Below are 14641 nucleotides of genomic sequence, written 5' to 3'. Positions count from 1 at the left end.
AGCACCGGGGGGCGGGTGATGACTGGCCGGATTCGGACATGGATGTTGTGGGGTGTGTCGCGAGGGTCTGCCCTCACCCCAACCCCTCTCCCGGGGGGGAGAGGGACTCAAGCGCGTCGTGATCGGATGGTCTCCTTCGGAAAGCTTCGACACATGACGCGGCAACGATGCAAAGCCCCTCTCCCCTTGGGAGAGGGGTTGGGGTGAGGGCAGACGCTCGCACCCAACTCGACCCCGAACCCGGAACTCCAAATTTCTACTCTCCGAAACGCAGCGGCACCCTCTGCGAATCCAACGCCGCGCAATCAGCCCTGCCTCAGCGCACTCCATCCCGCAACGCCGGCACCAGCGTCTGCGCATTCCCGTCGTTCTTCGCCGGCGTCACTCCGATCAACCGCGCCAGCATCGGATACAGATCGACGTTGTCGAACCCGTCCAGCGTCACGCCGGTGCGGAACGCCGGTCCATTCGCGATGAACGCCGCGCGCATCTCCGGCAGGGCGGGGTCGTAGCCATGCGAGCCGCGGGTGTGCGTCGGGCGTCGCGCGAATGCATCGCGCGGGATCGCGTCCCAGCCCTTGTGCATCTGGCAGACGATCGGCGGCACGCGCGGGTGTGTGCCGAACTGCCAGCGCGCCGGCATCTCGCCCTTGCGCCAGCAGTCGTACTGCGCGTGCGCACCGAGCAGCTTGCGGGCCACCTGCGCCTCGAAGCCGGCGTTGGGCACGATGCCGATGACCTGGCCGGTCGAGGTCACGCGCGCCTCTTCCATCGTCACCATGTCCTCGACCGCGATCACCTGGCCCGGCGGCACTTCGGCCATGCCGTGATCGGATACGACCACCAGGTTCACGCGGTCCTGCAGGCCACGCGTGCGCAGGCCGTCGACCAGCCGTCCCAGTGCCGCGTCGACCGCCTGCAGCGTGGCGTGCAGCTGCGGCGAATCCGGGCCGTAGTCGTGGCCGGCCGCGTCGGTGTGTTCGAAATACAGCGTCGCGAATGCGGGGCGCGTGGCGGTGGGTTCGGACAGCCAGTCGAGCACCATGTCGACGCGCGTATCGAGCGGGCGCGTGTCGTCGAAGGGATACCAGCGCGTCGGACGCACGCCGTGCACCGGCGCCTCGCTGCCCGGCCACGACAGTGTCGCGGTGCGCAGGCCGGCGTTCTCCGCCGTCACCCAGAGCGGCTCGCCGTCGCCGTACCAGGCGCCATTGCCGACCGCGTCTCGGTCCGACAGGCGGAAATCGCCGAGCGTCGAATCCACCATCGAGTTGTGGATCAGGCCGTGGTGGTCGGGGCGCAGGCCGGTGACCAGCGTGTAGTGGTTCGGAAAGGTCAGCGACGGGTACGAGGGCCGCATCCAGGCCTGCACGCCGCCGCGCGCCAGCGCATCGAGATGCGGGGTTTCGCCGCGTCCGAGGTAATCGGGGCGCAGGCCGTCCAGCGAGACCAGCAGCAGCGTCGGGCGTGCATCCGCGGCGGGTGTCGAGGCGGATGCGGCGGTGGATTCGGACGGTGTCGCGACCGTGGCACAGGCGGTCAGCAGCAACAGCGGGAGCAGCGCAGACGCGCGCAGACAGGTCGATCGAGACATCCGTACAGGATACCGGCGGGACATGACGGCTCGCAGTCAGCCGCATGAAGCCATGCACAACGCAGTCGACACGCGGGCTGAACATTCACCCCCCGCAGACCACGCCGCGGCGCAGCGCGCGTATCGTGTGGCCACCGATGGACTGCACCGGGAGGTGCCCAATGAAGCATGCATGGTGGACGGCGGCGATCTTCGCCGGCCTCGCGTTCGGTGCGGTCTCACAGGTCGCCCACGCGCAGCAGCAACAGGAAGAGGAAGAGGAATCCGCACGCGACCGTGGCCAGCGCGCCAGTCCGTCGGATCGTTTCTGCATCCGCGAAACCGGTTCGCGCGTCACCGCGGCCCGCAATGCGCGTTCCAAGCGTGCCGAGCAGGAATGCACCACGGGCGGCGGCCGCGTCTACACGCGCGAGGACATCGACCGCACCGGTTCGGCCGACATCAAGGACGCGTTGCGCAGGCTCGACCCCTCGATCTTCTGACCGGGATCGATCGCCGCACACACAACGCCCGGCTCGCGCCGGGCGTTTTCGTTGCGGGCGTCAGCAGGCGTCGCTGCGACCAGTGGTCCACCGCAGGCCGCGCAGCAGCTGCGCGCGGAATACGGGGTCGGCATACAGCGCCGGATCGTGGCCGAGGCCGGTGTACCAGGCGCGGCCGCCGGCGTTCGTATGGCACCAGGCGATGGGATGGTCGTCGCCCATGCGGCCGTCGGGATGCGAGGCCGGATCGATCGATGCGGTCACCTGCACGAACGGCCGTGGATTGCGCCGGTAGTCGTAGATCTCGTCGGTGACGCGCCAGTCGCGCAGTCCGTCCGGCCCGGCGCCGTGTTCGAACACCACGCGCACCGACTGCAGGCCTTCGGGATGCCGCGCGAACCATGCGCCGACCAGATCGCCGTACCAGGGCCAGGTGTAGCCGCTGTCGGCTGCCGCATGCACGCCCATGAAGCCGCCGCCTGCGGCGACGTAACGTTCGAACGCGGCCTGCTGCGCGGGGTCCAGGACTTCCCGTGTCGTGCTGACGAAGACGACGGCCTTGTAATGCGCGAGTCCGGCGTCGGTGAACCGCGTGGCGTCCTCGGTCGCATCGACCTCGAATCCGGATTGCGCGCCGAGGAACTGCAGAGTGTCGAGGGCGACGGGGATCGAGTCGTGGCGGAAGCCTGCAGTGCGCGAGAACAGCAATACGCGCGTCGGCGCGGCATCGACCGCCTGCGTGGCGGGTGGTGTCGATCTGGCGTGCGTGGCGCAGCCGGCGAGGGCCATCGCGCAAGCGGCGGCGAATACGGAGCGAGAATTCATGGTGCGAGGATAGGGCGGCGGCGCATCTGCGCTCACGCCGCAGCGCACCAGTCGGCGCCGGTATGCGATGCGATAATCGCGCCATCGACTTCAACGGAACGCCGCAATGACCGACGCCTCGCGCCACGACCCGTCCCGCACGATCCGCGCGCCGCGCGGCAGCGAGCTGACCTGCCGGTCGTGGCTCACCGAAGCGCCGTTCCGCATGCTGCAGAACAATCTCGATCCCGATGTCGCCGAGCGGCCCGAAGACCTCGTCGTCTACGGCGGCATCGGCCGCGCCGCGCGCGACTGGGCCTGCTACGACGCGATCCTCGAATCGCTCAAAACCCTCGGCGACGACGAAACGCTGCTGGTGCAGTCCGGCAAACCCGTCGGCGTGTTCCGCACCCACAGCGATGCCCCGCGCGTGCTGATCGCCAACTCCAACTTGGTGCCGCACTGGGCGACGTGGGAGCACTTCCACGAACTCGACCGCAAGGGCCTGGCGATGTACGGCCAGATGACCGCCGGCAGCTGGATCTACATCGGCAGCCAGGGGATCGTGCAGGGCACCTACGAGACCTTCGTCGAAATGGGTCGCCAACACTACGGCGGCGACCTGACCGGCAAGTGGATCCTCACTGCCGGCCTCGGCGGTATGGGCGGCGCGCAGCCGCTGGCCGCGAGTCTCGCCGGTGCGTGTTCGCTCACCATCGAATGCCAGCAGAGCCGCATCGATTTCCGCATCAAGACGCGTTACGTCGACGAGCAGGCCACCGATCTCGATGACGCGCTTGCGCGCATCAAGAAGTACACGCAGGCCGGCGAAGCAAAATCCATCGCGCTGCTGGGCAATGCGGCCGAAGTGCTGCCGGAACTGGTGAAGCGCGGCGTGCGCCCGGACTGCGTCACCGACCAGACCAGCGCGCACGATCCCGTGCACGGCTATCTGCCGATCGCCTGGAGCGTCGAGCGCTGGATCGCCGAGCAGGCCGCGAATCCCGAGGCCGTGCGCGATGCCGCGAAGGCGTCGATGCGTGTGCACGTCGAGGCGATGCTCGCCTTCCACGCCGCCGGCATTCCGACCGTCGACTACGGCAACAACATCCGCCAGATGGCCCAGGACGAAGGCTGCACCAACGCCTTCGATTTCCCCGGCTTCGTGCCGGCGTACGTGCGCCCGCTGTTCTGCCGCGGCATCGGCCCGTTCCGCTGGGTCGCACTGAGCGGCGACCCCGAGGACATCGCCAAGACCGATGCCAAGGTCAAGGAACTGATCCCCGACGATGCGCATCTGCACCGCTGGCTCGACATGGCCGCCGAGCGCATCGCCTACCAGGGCCTGCCCGCGCGCATTTGCTGGGTGGGTCTGGGCGTGCGCGACAAGCTCGGCCTTGCGTTCAACGAGATGGTGCGCAACGGCGAGCTCAAGGCCCCGATCGTAATCGGCCGCGACCATCTCGATTCGGGCTCGGTCGCCTCGCCGAACCGCGAGACCGAAGCCATGCAGGACGGTTCCGATGCCGTCAGCGACTGGCCGCTGCTCAACGCGATGCTCAACGTCGCCGGCGGCGCGACCTGGGTGAGCCTGCATCACGGCGGCGGCGTCGGCATGGGCTACTCGCAGCACTCGGGCGTGGTCATCGTCTGCGACGGCACGGAAGAGGCGGACAAGCGCATCGCCCGCGTGTTGTGGAACGATCCCGGCACCGGCGTGATGCGCCACGCGGATGCGGGCTACGACATCGCAAAGGACTGCGCGAAAGCGCAGGGGCTGAATCTGCCGATGTTGGGCTGAGGCGCGAACGCCTTCAGGCAAACGCCGATATCGATCGCGCGCGTGTGCAGGCGACCCATGGTCGCGGCCCGCGCCTGATCGACGACGTTGTAGGCGGGCGTGACAGCAGGCATCCAATTTTCCGGGAATGGTGCGATGAAGTGCGTTGAACGTCTGGCTGCGTGCGCTGTGTTGTCGATCTCGATCGCCCCGTCCGCGTTGGCCGCGCCGCTCTTGCGTGGCGACGCGCTGCACGTCTGCAACGCGCTGAGTGGCTTCACCAATCTGCGCGACGGACCTGGCGCCAGCAGGTCCGGCGTCTTGGCCCGGATGCCGAACGGCCACCGGCTCCGATTCGCGAACGCCGAGCGGACGCCCGAGGGGAATGTCTACTATCGCGTCGCCATGCTGGATGCGGAGGGCGACGCGATGCGCAGTGGCTATGTGGACCACGAGGCCGTGCGCGCGAAGTGCGACATGCCTGCCACCCAGAACGATGCGCTCGCGCGGCTGGCGGCCAGCATCGCCGCGGACAATCCGGAGCTCGCTGCGTCCGACATCGTGGCCGTCAATGCAGACTTCGATGGCACCTCGATCGACCTCAAGCATCTGCCGCAGCTGCAGAACCTCTCCGCACTGGCGGCGTGGAAGACGCTCGAGTTCATCGACCTCACCGGGTCGGGCGTCACCGATCTGGCGTCGCTCTCCGGCCTGCAGGCGCTGAAGACGTTGAGCCTGTACGAGACGGCAGTGCGCGACATCACGCCGCTGTCGAAGTTGCGTACCCTGGAAACGCTGAATCTTCACGGCACGCAGATCGCCGATGTAGACGCGCTGTCGGGCCTGCAGAGCCTGCAGACGCTGTACCTGTCGACGAGTCGCGTGCGCGACATCGGCGGGCTCGCCGGTCTGCCCGATCTGCGCGTGCTGACGCTGTCGGAAACGCAGGTCGACGATCTGTCGCCGCTCGCATCCTTGTCGTCGCTGCGCAATCTCACCCTGTCCAGTGCCGGTGTGCGCGACACCGCGTTCCTGCGCGACAAGCCGCTGCTGAAAACGCTGGATCTCGACGGCAACGACATCGACGATCTGTCCGTGATCGCAGCGCTGCCCGCGCTGGAAAGCGCGATGCTCAGCACCAACCCGTTCACCGACATCGCGCCACTGGCGCAGATGACGACGCTGCGCACGCTGTCGCTGGCCAACAGCACCGCGGCGGACTACAGGCCGCTGGCGAAGCTGACGGGTCTGACCCGTCTGGAACTCGCCGGTAGCGGCATCGTCGATCTCGCGCCGCTCGCCACGCTCACCCGGCTCGAATCGCTTGCGCTGGGCGGCACACGCGTTGCGCGCATCGATGCCGTCGCCCGGATGCCGTCGTTGCGCATGTTGTATCTATTCGACACGCAGGTTGCCGATCTCGCGCCGCTGGCGGGTCTGCGGCAGCTGGAACGGCTGTCGCTCGGCAGCACGCCCGTCGCCGATCTGTCGCCGCTCGCCGGCCATCGCGCGCTGCGCGTGCTCGATCTGCGACGGACGCGTGTCATGGACTTTTCGGCGATTGCGCCGATGACTTCACTCGTGGAGCTGGATATGGCCGGCACCTCGTTCACTGCGATGTCGACGCTGGCGCCACTGAAAGCGCTGCAGACACTGGATCTCTCAGAAACCGCCGTCGACGACGTCTCGGTGCTCGCGACCCTGCCCGAACTGCGCTGGGTGCGGCTGGAGAAAACGAATGTGCGCGACGTGTCACCGCTCCGGTCGATGACCACGCTGCGTTCCCTGCGGCTGACCGGATCGCCGGTCGGGAATGTGGACGTGCTGTCGGTGCTGGCGGACGCGGGGCTAGATATCCGGACCGACTAGTGCAATCGGGAGTGACGGGTCCAGGGTCAATTCTGGGCGTGCACCTCTTCCAAAGGCCCACCAGGCACGGGTGTTGTGTGGTGGACTGGCGCCTCGATGGCGGCCGTATCCCCCTTCCAATGAGACATCAGGTGATGACCATGAACGCTTGTGCGCGCGGGGCGATCGCTACGCTGGTGCTGTTCCTTGCATGCGTCGCCCATGCGCAGGAGCAGCGACCGCTACTGGACGCCCTGCAGGCGATGGGTGTGGGAACAGCAGCGGTCGATTCGAAAGCCGGACGCGGTGATTCGACGTTCAACGGACCCGAGTTCGACCAGGCCAGCAACGAGTGGCGGATGATGATCGAACGCGGCGACGGTGCCACGTACCGGAGATTCTTCGTGTCGCTCAACGAGTCTTCCGGCGTGGTCTGCGTCCATGAGCTGGCCAGCGAGTGCGCGCAACGCGACGACGCCGTCTTGGCATTGCAGGCTGCTCGAGACAAGCGCCGAGGCCTTGCCGATGCGGCGCTGAATCCACCGCCCGATCTTCAGGGCGTCATGATCGCGGTGATACGTCAACAGCGGAGCTCCGGCGGTTACCTGGCGGGCAACCGCATGCCGCTGTACGTAACGCTGCATTCACCTGGTGGCGATCGCCCGATCTACCTCTCCGCGGAATCGATTCGATCGCTGGGCGATACGGGCCTGCAGCTGCGGGCGGGCTCAGACTGGAAAGCGCCGGAGAGTGGTGCGCAAGAGCACGTTGCAATGACGATGAGCGTCGGCACGCCTACGCGACGGACGGACGGGGACTACGACATCACGTTCGGATTCTGGTGCGGTCCGCTCTGCGCCTCCAGCCATAGGGCGGTCCTGCGCCATGGAGCGTCGGGATGGCGTGTGATCTCTTCGCAGATGGACTGGATCTCGTGATCAGCAGCGAACGGTTCCAGGTTCGCTTGCCGAGCGGAAGAAGCGCTTCCAGCTTCGGTTGAATGCCTGCATGTGAGTCGGGCTGGTCTGGTCAGAACCCGATGACGATGCTGCACCGTCGTCGCAGGTGCTCACTGCGAAGCCTTCAACCAGACACGCGTTGTACGAGCCATTCGACGATCGCATCGAACCGTTCCTGCTCGAGCGCGTGTCCACGCGCGACGCGCAGCGCGGTGATGAAGTCACCAGCGGCCCGCGCCACGACCTGATCCGCGTCCCGCGAATATTTGTCCTCGGTCCCCGAGACGACCAGCGTCGGGCGCGGAGCAATGGCCGACAGCACATCGTGCGTGTCGATCAGCTGCGCGAGGCCGGGCACCGCTTCGAACAGGGTGATGCCTGTCTCTTCGCGGCGGCGGGTGTCGAAGCTGCAGATCGCGCCGCTGATGCACGCGAATCGGCAGCGCGGGTCGACGGCGGCGTGGTACAGCGCGGTGTAGCCGCCGTAGGAATGACCGGCGATGCCGACGCGGCGTTCGTCCAGTCCGGCGGCGTCGATCAGCACGCTCAACGCGCGCTGGGCGTCGTCGAGGCCTTTGCGCATCAGCGTGTCGCCGTCGAGCAGGCGGTAGCTCATGGCGCTGTAGTGCTGCAGCCAATCGTAATAGTGTGGCTCCACGCCGTGCACGTTGCCGCGGCGATCCTCGAACGTGAGGGCGTCCGGCGCCAGCACTGCGAGGCCGCGACGCGCGAGCGCCGGGCCGAAGGCCTGGAACGGGCTGCCGACATCGCCAGCGATTTCGCTCTTGCCGAAGTGGAACTCGCCGTTGTGCTGGTGGAAGAACACCACGCCGCCGCGGGCACGCTGCGCCGTGGGCATGAAGAGGAGCGCTGGAATGATGTCGCCTTCGAGGCCGCGGTACTCAATCCGTTCCCGGGTGAATCCGTCGAACGTATCGACGTCGCCATGTTCGAACGCGACGGCCGCAGGCGCCGCAAGCCGGAGGCGCTCTCGAAGCATTGCGCCGATGTCGCTGGTCATGACGTTCCCGGAGAAGGTGTGCCGATTCCCAATGTTCGATTCGCGTTCCTGATGCCCGCGCATGTGTCGAACGCACGAGCGCTCAATGATGCGTGTGCGCGTCGGTATCCGAAGCAGGCGCGTCAACAGGAACGCCGCGGTCCTGCAGCCAACGCTGCATCTGCGCGATCTCGGTTTCCTGTGCAGCGATGACCTGCTGCGCGAGAGCGCGCACTTCCGGGTCGGTGCCGTGTTCGAGCACGACGCGGGCCATGTCGATGGCGCCCTGGTGATGCGGAATCATGCCGCGCATGAAGTCCACATCGGCGTCGCCGGTGAAGCCGGCGCCCATGCCGGCGTGCATGGTTTCGTTGATGCGCTGGTAGGCCACCGTGGACGCGCTCGCGGTGTCGCTTTCGGCTGCTGCGGCCGCGTGCACGGATTCGATTGCTGCAGACGGTGTCGCGTCAGCGTCGCGCATGGGTGCGGTGTCGGCGGCATCAGGCGCACAGGCCGCGAGCAGGGCGGTCATCGCCATCAACGGGATCAGGCGCATGCAGAAGGACCTCGGATATGCGTGGAGCGCGACACCTTGCCCGGTCGACGCAGCGCTTGTCCAATACGCGGCCCCAAATGCAGGGTGCTGTGGCGCTGACGCTTTGGAGGTGTGGGCAGACGACCCGAATGCGCTGCCGTCCGAGCGCGTGTCGCGGCGAACAGGGGCCCCGCAGGTCAGTGGATTTGCGCAGGAATCGGTGCGTCCGGGTCCGGAGTCGCCGAACCGCCCGGCAGCTGGGAGAATGGCCGGGCCTGCCCCGTCCCTGCCCGAGACCACCTTGACCCCTTCGGATCCGAACGATTTCCATGGCGCGCGCGATGCCGAGCGCGTCGAGCTCGCGCTGGCTGCCGGCGCGATCGTCGGCACGTGGTTCTGGGACGTTCTGCGCGACAACGTGACGATCGACGACGCGCTCGCCGAAGCCTTCGGGCTGGACCCGGATGTCGCACGCGGCGATCTGCGGCTGGAGGAGATCGTTGAGTACGTGCATCCCGAAGACCGCGCTGGCCTGAAGGCGGCGATCGAAGAAGCCGTGCGCCGCGGCGGACGCTACGCGCACGCCTATCGGACGCTGGGCAAGGACCGCGAGTACCGGTGGATCGAGGCGATCGGCCGCGTCGATCTGGACGCCGACGGCAAGGCCGTCGGGTTTCCGGGCGTGCTGATCGACATCGAGGAGCGGCGGCGCGTCGAGGCCGAGCGCGACCAGGCGCAGACGCTGCTGCGTTCGTTCGTCGAGAGCGCGCCGGGCGTGATGTACGCCAAGGATCGGCGGGGGCGCATCGTGATCGGCAATCGCGGCACGACCGAGCTGATCGGCCGACCGCCCGAGGCCTACATCGGACGGACCGACGCCGAACTGCTCGGCGATCCTGCGCAGGCCGCCGCGGTGATGGCGACCGACGAGCGCATCATGTCGAGCGGACGCGCGGAGCAGATCGAGGAGGAAGTGAGTTTCCCCGATGGTCGGCGCGCGTGGTGGCTGTCGACCAAGGCGCCGTTGCGCGACGCGGATGGCACCGTCACCGGGCTGGTCGGCACCTCGCTCGACATCACCGATCGCAAGGCCGCCGAAGCGCGGCATCACGAGATCGAGGAGCGCTACCGGCTCGCAGCGCGCGCCACCAACGATGCGATCTGGGACTGGCGCATGGACGACGGCCACGTGATCTGGAACGAGGCGCTGACCACGTTGTTCGGCCATCCCGAGTCCGAGACGGATGCGAACTGGTGGATCGACCACATCCATCCCGACGACCGCGCGCGGATCGACACGCAGATCCACGCGGTCATCGAAGGCGAGGGCTCGGTGTGGACCGGCGAGTACCGCTTCGAGCGTGCCGACGGCAGCTACGCATCGGTGCTCGACCGGGGCACCGTGCTGCGCAACGCGGCGGGCGAGCCGGTGCGCATGATCGGCGCGATGCTGGACCTGTCGGCGAGCAAGGCCGCCGAGGCGGCGCTGACGCAGAGCGAGGAGCGTCTGCGTCTGGCGACCGACGCCGGCGACATGGGCTTCTGGGATGTCGACATGGTGCAGGGCTTGCTGATCTGGCCGCCGCGCACCAAGGCCATGTTCGGCATCTCGGCCGATGCGGACGTCTCGCTCAGCGATTTCTACGACGGCCTGCATCCGCAGGACCGGGACGCCACCAGCGCCGCATTCGATGCCGCGGCCGATCCGCAGCGACGCGCGTTCTACGACGTGGAATACCGCACCGTCGGCAAGGAGGACGGCATCGTGCGCTGGGTCGCGGCCAAGGGGCGCGGCCTGTTCGAGGGCGACCGCTGCCTGCGCGTGCTCGGCGTCGCCATCGACGTGACCCAGCGCAAGCGCGCCGATGCGCGGCTGCAGGAGTTGAACGAAGAACTGGAAAGCCGCGTACGCGCGGAGGTCGCCGAACGCACGCGCATCGAGGATGCGTTGCGGCAGAGCCAGAAGATGGAAGCCGTCGGCCAGCTGACCGGCGGCATCGCGCACGATTTCAACAACATGCTCGCCGCCGTCGTCGGTCCGCTGGATCTGCTGGCCTCGCGCCTCAAAGACCATCCCGACCCGCGCACCAGGCGTTACATCGACATGGCGATCGACGGGGCCAGCCGCGCTGCGCAGCTCACCCAGCGCCTGCTCGCGTTCTCGCGCCAGCAGCCGCTGCAACCGGTGCCGTTGGATGCGAACCGGCTGGTCGCAGGCATGTCGGATCTGCTGGCGCATTCGCTGGGCAGCAGCGTGCGGCTGCAGACCGACCTCGCTGCGGACCTGTGGCCCACGCACGTCGATGCAAACCAGCTCGAGAACGTGATCCTCAATCTCGCGGTCAATGCGCGCGACGCGATGCCCGGCGGCGGGCGATTGACGATCGCCACCGCCAACAGCGTGACCGAGCCGGCCTACTTCACCGGGCTGCAGGACGTGCCGCCCGGGCAGTACGTGCGCATCACCGTGTCCGACGATGGCGCCGGCATGCCGCCCGAGGTGATGGCCAAGGCCTTCGATCCGTTCTACACGACCAAGAAGGTCGGCAAGGGCACGGGTCTGGGGCTGTCGCAGGTCTACGGCTTCGTCAAACAGTCGGCCGGCCACGTGCGGATGGCGTCGGAGGTGGGGCAGGGCACGGTGGTGCAGATCTGGCTGCCGCGGCTCGAAGGCGACGCCGAAATCGCGGCACCGGCCGGTGCGGAAGCTACGGAACTGCCGCATGGGCACCAGGAACTGGTGCTGGTCGTGGACGACGAGCCGGCCGTGCGGCAGTTCTCCACCGACGCCTTGACCGAACTTGGTTATCGCGTCGTCGCCGCCGACGGCGCGGCGCGTGCGCTGCAGCTGCTCGACCTGCATCCCGACGTCGCACTGCTGTTCACCGACGTGGTGATGCCCGAGGTCAACGGCCGCCAGCTGGCCGACGAAGCGCTGAAGCGGCGTCCGGATCTCAAAGTGCTGTTCACCACGGGCAACAGCCGCAACACCCTCGTCCAGGATGGCGTGCTGGCGCCCGGCGTGCAGCTGATCGGCAAGCCGTTTACGGTCGACGCACTGGCGGCGCGCGTGGGCGCGGTGCTTGCTGCGACAGGCGAGACGCCGACGGGCTGAGTGCAGCCGGCGGGCGATGTCCGTCGCCGGAAGTCACGATGGCGAACGCCACGGGTGGATCTCGGCGATGCGGCTTACAGTCGATTGCAGATCGAAGGGGAACGCTGATGCATGCACGAACGGACCGAAGCGCGCAGCCGGGATCGCACGCCTGGCGGGTGTGGCTGGTCGTGACGGTGCTGCTGGCCGAGCTGGCGCATCTGGCCTGGGAGCACGCGCACGGCGGCATCGTCAGCCACCATCTGCTCGCGCGTCCGGACCTGCCTGCGGTGTGGAACGGCTGGGGTCTGGTGCTGCTACCCGCATTGGCGTGGTTCGTCACCGGGCGTGTCGCGCGGCGCATCGCACGTCACATCGACAGGCGTCGCGGGGTCCGTGTCGCGTGGCTCGGCTTTTGCGTCGCTGCGGCGGCGGGGGCCGCACTCTCGGTCGCCTTTGTCAGCGGCGTGGAAGACGCGGCGTTCGCGGTGCTGGTGTCGGCGCTGGTGCTGGGGCTGCTGTTGCCTGCGTACCGCGCCGAATGCCTGCTGGGCTTCGTCCTCGCGATGACCTTCACCTTCGGTGCGGTGCTGCCGCTGCTGATCGGCGGCATCGTGGCGACCGTCTCGGCCATCGCGCATCTGGTCCTGTATGCGCTGGCGCGGCATGTGTGGCACCGGACGCGCGGGCGCGCAGCGGTCGCCTGACACGCAACGGCTTGTGCAGCGGCCCGTGCGTCGCCATCTTGTGGGGACCCGCGAACTGCCGGAATCCCCATGAGCCGTTTCGATCTCACCCCGCCTTCCGCCGAGCAGCGCGCCGCGCTGGAAGCCGACCTGTCCGCCGACGAGCGCCGAGTGCTCTTGCAGCACGGCACCGAAGCGCCGTTCTGCGGCGTGTTCCTTGACAACAAGCGCGAGGGCGTCTATTGCTGCCGCCTGTGCGCGCTGCCGCTGTTCCGCTCCAGCGCCAAGTTCGATTCGGGCACCGGCTGGCCGAGTTTCTTCGCGCCCTACGATCCCGCGCACATCACCCTGATCCGCGACACCAGCCACGGCATGATCCGCGTCGAGGAAGTCTGCGCGCGCTGCGGCAGCCATCTGGGCCATGTGTTCCCGGACGGCCCGCCGCCGACGCACGAGCGGCATTGCCTCAATTCCGTGGCGCTGAGCTTCGTCGGCGAAGGCGAGGCGCTCGCCGATCCGCTGCAGCGGGGCGGCGCCGAGGGCGGCACCGCCTGAGGCGACGCTCCGGTCCGCACAGGCAAACGGCGCCCTCTAGGCGCCGTTTGCGTTTGAACGAGCCGGGAGTTCCGATCAGGGCGTCAGCACGACCTTGCGGCAGGCGTCTTCCTTGCCGTCGAAGATCTCGTAACCCTTTGCCGCATCGGCGAGTGCCATGCGGTGCGAAATGATCACGTCCGGCTGCAGGCGGCCTTCGCCGATGTGTTCCAGCAGTTCGGGCATGTACTTCTGCACGTTGGTCTGGCCCATCTCGAAACGCAGGCCCTTGTCGAAGGCGTCGCCGAACATGAAGGCATGGATGAAGCCCGCGTACACACCCGGCACGCTGACCGTGCCCGCGCGACGCGTCGCCGCGATGCACTGGCGCAATGCGGCGCCGCTGCTGCCTTCGAGCTTGAGTTGTGTGGCGAGGGTATCGGCCTTGCTGCCCTTGGCTTCGAAGCCGACCGCGTCGATCGTCGCGTCCACGCCGCGGCCGTTGGTCTGCGAGATGATCTCTTCGGCCGGGTCGTCGGTCTCCTCGAAATTGATCGGAATCACGCCGTAGGTCGCGACGGCGAAATCGAGACGGTACTGGTAGCGGTCGATCATGAAGATGCGCTCGGCGCCGAGCATTTTCGCGCACGCGGCGGCCATCAGCCCGACCGGGCCGGCGCCGAAGATCGCGACCGTCGACCCCTGGGTGACGCGCGCATTGAGCACGGCCTGGTAGCCGGTCGGCAGGATGTCGGACAGGAACAGCACCTGCTCATCCGGCAATGCGTCGGGCACGACGATCGGCCCGACATTGCCCTTGGGTACTCGCACGTACTCGGCCTGCCCGCCGGGCACGCCTCCATAGAGATGGCTGAAACCGAACAGCGCCGCGGGCGGGCGCATGCCTTTGGAATTGAGCGCGGCGCCTGTGCCCGTGTTGGTGGTTTCGCAGGCGGAAAACTCGGCCAGACGACAGTGGAAACAGTCGCCGCAGGCGATCACGAACGGAATCACCACGCGGTCGCCCTTGCGCACGTTGGTCACGTCCTTGCCGACGTCCTCGACGATGCCCATGAACTCGTGGCCGAGGATGTCGCCCTTGTGCAGTTCGGGAATCTTGCCGCGGAACAGATGCAGGTCGGAGCCGCAGATCGCGGTGGCGGTGACGCGCAACAGGATGTCGTCGGCGTCCTGCAGCACCGGATCGGGCACGGTGTCGACCCGGACATCCTTGCTGCCGTGGTAGGTGAGCGCTTTCATGGGGTGAGCCTGTGCAGTGGGGTCGCCATGAGGCACAGATCCGATGGCAGGTGCGTGTGACGCGG

General features: G+C 67.7%; 13 protein-coding genes. 7 read left to right on the top strand and 6 right to left on the bottom strand.

Features of this window, described 5'->3' with window-relative positions:
• Positions 1-316: 316 nt before the first annotated feature.
• Positions 317-1594, bottom strand: coding sequence for an alkaline phosphatase family protein (locus AC3A5T_RS14020; RefSeq protein ID WP_487629098.1), 1278 nt, complete (start codon positions 1592-1594; stop codon positions 317-319).
• 161 nt (positions 1595-1755) lie between these two features.
• Here AC3A5T_RS14020 and AC3A5T_RS14015 point away from each other — a divergent pair, with 161 nt between their 5' ends.
• Complete coding sequence (locus AC3A5T_RS14015) at positions 1756-2076, top strand: hypothetical protein (protein WP_332076446.1); 321 nt, start codon at positions 1756-1758, stop codon at positions 2074-2076.
• A 60-nt stretch (positions 2077-2136) separates the two neighbouring features.
• On the opposite strand, the gene AC3A5T_RS14010 is transcribed toward AC3A5T_RS14015, so the two are convergent.
• Positions 2137-2901, bottom strand: a complete 765-nt coding sequence (locus AC3A5T_RS14010) for a ThuA domain-containing protein (protein ID WP_487629097.1) — start codon at positions 2899-2901, stop codon at positions 2137-2139.
• A gap of 106 nt (positions 2902-3007) precedes the next feature.
• Between AC3A5T_RS14010 and hutU the strand changes: the two genes are divergently transcribed.
• On the top strand, positions 3008-4681 hold the full coding sequence (hutU, locus tag AC3A5T_RS14005) for a urocanate hydratase (protein WP_487629096.1): 1674 nt from the start codon (positions 3008-3010) through the stop codon (positions 4679-4681).
• On the opposite strand, the gene AC3A5T_RS14000 is transcribed toward hutU, so the two are convergent.
• Positions 4621-4941: a hypothetical protein gene (locus AC3A5T_RS14000; RefSeq protein WP_487629095.1), complete on the bottom strand. Its 321-nt coding sequence runs from the start codon at positions 4939-4941 to the stop codon at positions 4621-4623. The two genes, hutU and AC3A5T_RS14000, sit on opposite strands and share 61 nt — an antisense overlap.
• 124 nt (positions 4942-5065) lie before the next feature.
• On the opposite strand from AC3A5T_RS14000, the gene AC3A5T_RS13995 reads away from it, so the two are divergent.
• Positions 5066-6529 (top strand): leucine-rich repeat domain-containing protein, encoded by a 1464-nt coding sequence (locus tag AC3A5T_RS13995; protein WP_487629094.1) that lies wholly within the window; start codon positions 5066-5068, stop codon positions 6527-6529.
• Positions 6530-6663: 134 nt separating this feature from the next.
• A complete protein-coding gene (locus AC3A5T_RS13990; protein ID WP_487629093.1) occupies positions 6664-7446 on the top strand; it encodes a hypothetical protein in 783 nt (260 codons plus the stop codon).
• Between the two features lie 145 nt (positions 7447-7591).
• Here the strand turns inward: AC3A5T_RS13990 and AC3A5T_RS13985 are convergent, their stop codons facing one another.
• Together AC3A5T_RS13985 and copM are read right to left on the bottom strand one after the other, a co-directional pair.
• Positions 7592-8614 (bottom strand): alpha/beta hydrolase family protein, encoded by a 1023-nt coding sequence (locus AC3A5T_RS13985; RefSeq protein WP_487629092.1) that lies wholly within the window; start codon positions 8612-8614, stop codon positions 7592-7594.
• Complete coding sequence (gene copM / locus AC3A5T_RS13980) at positions 8571-9023, bottom strand: CopM family metallochaperone (protein ID WP_487629091.1); 453 nt, start codon at positions 9021-9023, stop codon at positions 8571-8573. The genes AC3A5T_RS13985 and copM overlap by 44 nt, the downstream gene beginning before the upstream one ends.
• Before the next feature lie 280 nt (positions 9024-9303).
• Here copM and AC3A5T_RS13975 point away from each other — a divergent pair, with 280 nt between their 5' ends.
• The 3 genes from AC3A5T_RS13975 (at position 9304) to msrB (ending at position 13337) form a co-directional block, all read left to right on the top strand.
• On the top strand, positions 9304-12117 hold the full coding sequence (locus AC3A5T_RS13975) for a PAS domain-containing hybrid sensor histidine kinase/response regulator (protein ID WP_487629090.1): 2814 nt from the start codon (positions 9304-9306) through the stop codon (positions 12115-12117).
• A 107-nt stretch (positions 12118-12224) separates the two neighbouring features.
• Positions 12225-12803, top strand: a complete 579-nt coding sequence (locus AC3A5T_RS13970) for a hypothetical protein (RefSeq protein WP_487629089.1) — start codon at positions 12225-12227, stop codon at positions 12801-12803.
• A gap of 69 nt (positions 12804-12872) precedes the next feature.
• Positions 12873-13337, top strand: a complete 465-nt coding sequence (gene msrB, locus AC3A5T_RS13965) for a peptide-methionine (R)-S-oxide reductase MsrB (RefSeq protein ID WP_487629088.1) — start codon at positions 12873-12875, stop codon at positions 13335-13337.
• A gap of 75 nt (positions 13338-13412) precedes the next feature.
• Here msrB and AC3A5T_RS13960 read toward each other — a convergent pair whose 3' ends face one another.
• A complete protein-coding gene (locus AC3A5T_RS13960; RefSeq protein ID WP_487629087.1) occupies positions 13413-14576 on the bottom strand; it encodes a zinc-dependent alcohol dehydrogenase in 1164 nt (387 codons plus the stop codon).
• Positions 14577-14641: the final 65 nt, after the last annotated feature.

The organism is Luteimonas sp. Soil_C_16, assembly GCF_057657295.1.
Note: the sequence above shows the minus strand (reverse complement) of the source record. Positions and strands in the feature narration are given on the sequence as shown.

Excerpts from the sequence above, each read along its gene's own strand:
- AC3A5T_RS13990 (WP_487629093.1), top strand. The coding sequence starts at position 6,664 with ATGACCATGAACGCTTGTGCGCGCGGGGCGATCGCTACGCTGGTGCTG.
- msrB (WP_487629088.1), top strand. The coding sequence starts at position 12,873 with ATGAGCCGTTTCGATCTCACCCCGCCTTCCGCCGAGCAGCGCGCCGCG.
- AC3A5T_RS13995 (WP_487629094.1), top strand. The coding sequence starts at position 5,066 with ATGCTGGATGCGGAGGGCGACGCGATGCGCAGTGGCTATGTGGACCAC.
- AC3A5T_RS14020 (WP_487629098.1), bottom strand. The coding sequence starts at position 1,594 with ATGTCTCGATCGACCTGTCTGCGCGCGTCTGCGCTGCTCCCGCTGTTG.
- AC3A5T_RS14015 (WP_332076446.1), top strand. The coding sequence starts at position 1,756 with ATGAAGCATGCATGGTGGACGGCGGCGATCTTCGCCGGCCTCGCGTTC.
- AC3A5T_RS13970 (WP_487629089.1), top strand. The coding sequence starts at position 12,225 with ATGCATGCACGAACGGACCGAAGCGCGCAGCCGGGATCGCACGCCTGG.
- AC3A5T_RS14010 (WP_487629097.1), bottom strand. The coding sequence starts at position 2,901 with ATGAATTCTCGCTCCGTATTCGCCGCCGCTTGCGCGATGGCCCTCGCC.
- AC3A5T_RS13960 (WP_487629087.1), bottom strand. The coding sequence starts at position 14,576 with ATGAAAGCGCTCACCTACCACGGCAGCAAGGATGTCCGGGTCGACACC.
- copM (WP_487629091.1), bottom strand. The coding sequence starts at position 9,023 with ATGCGCCTGATCCCGTTGATGGCGATGACCGCCCTGCTCGCGGCCTGT.
- hutU (WP_487629096.1), top strand. The coding sequence starts at position 3,008 with ATGACCGACGCCTCGCGCCACGACCCGTCCCGCACGATCCGCGCGCCG.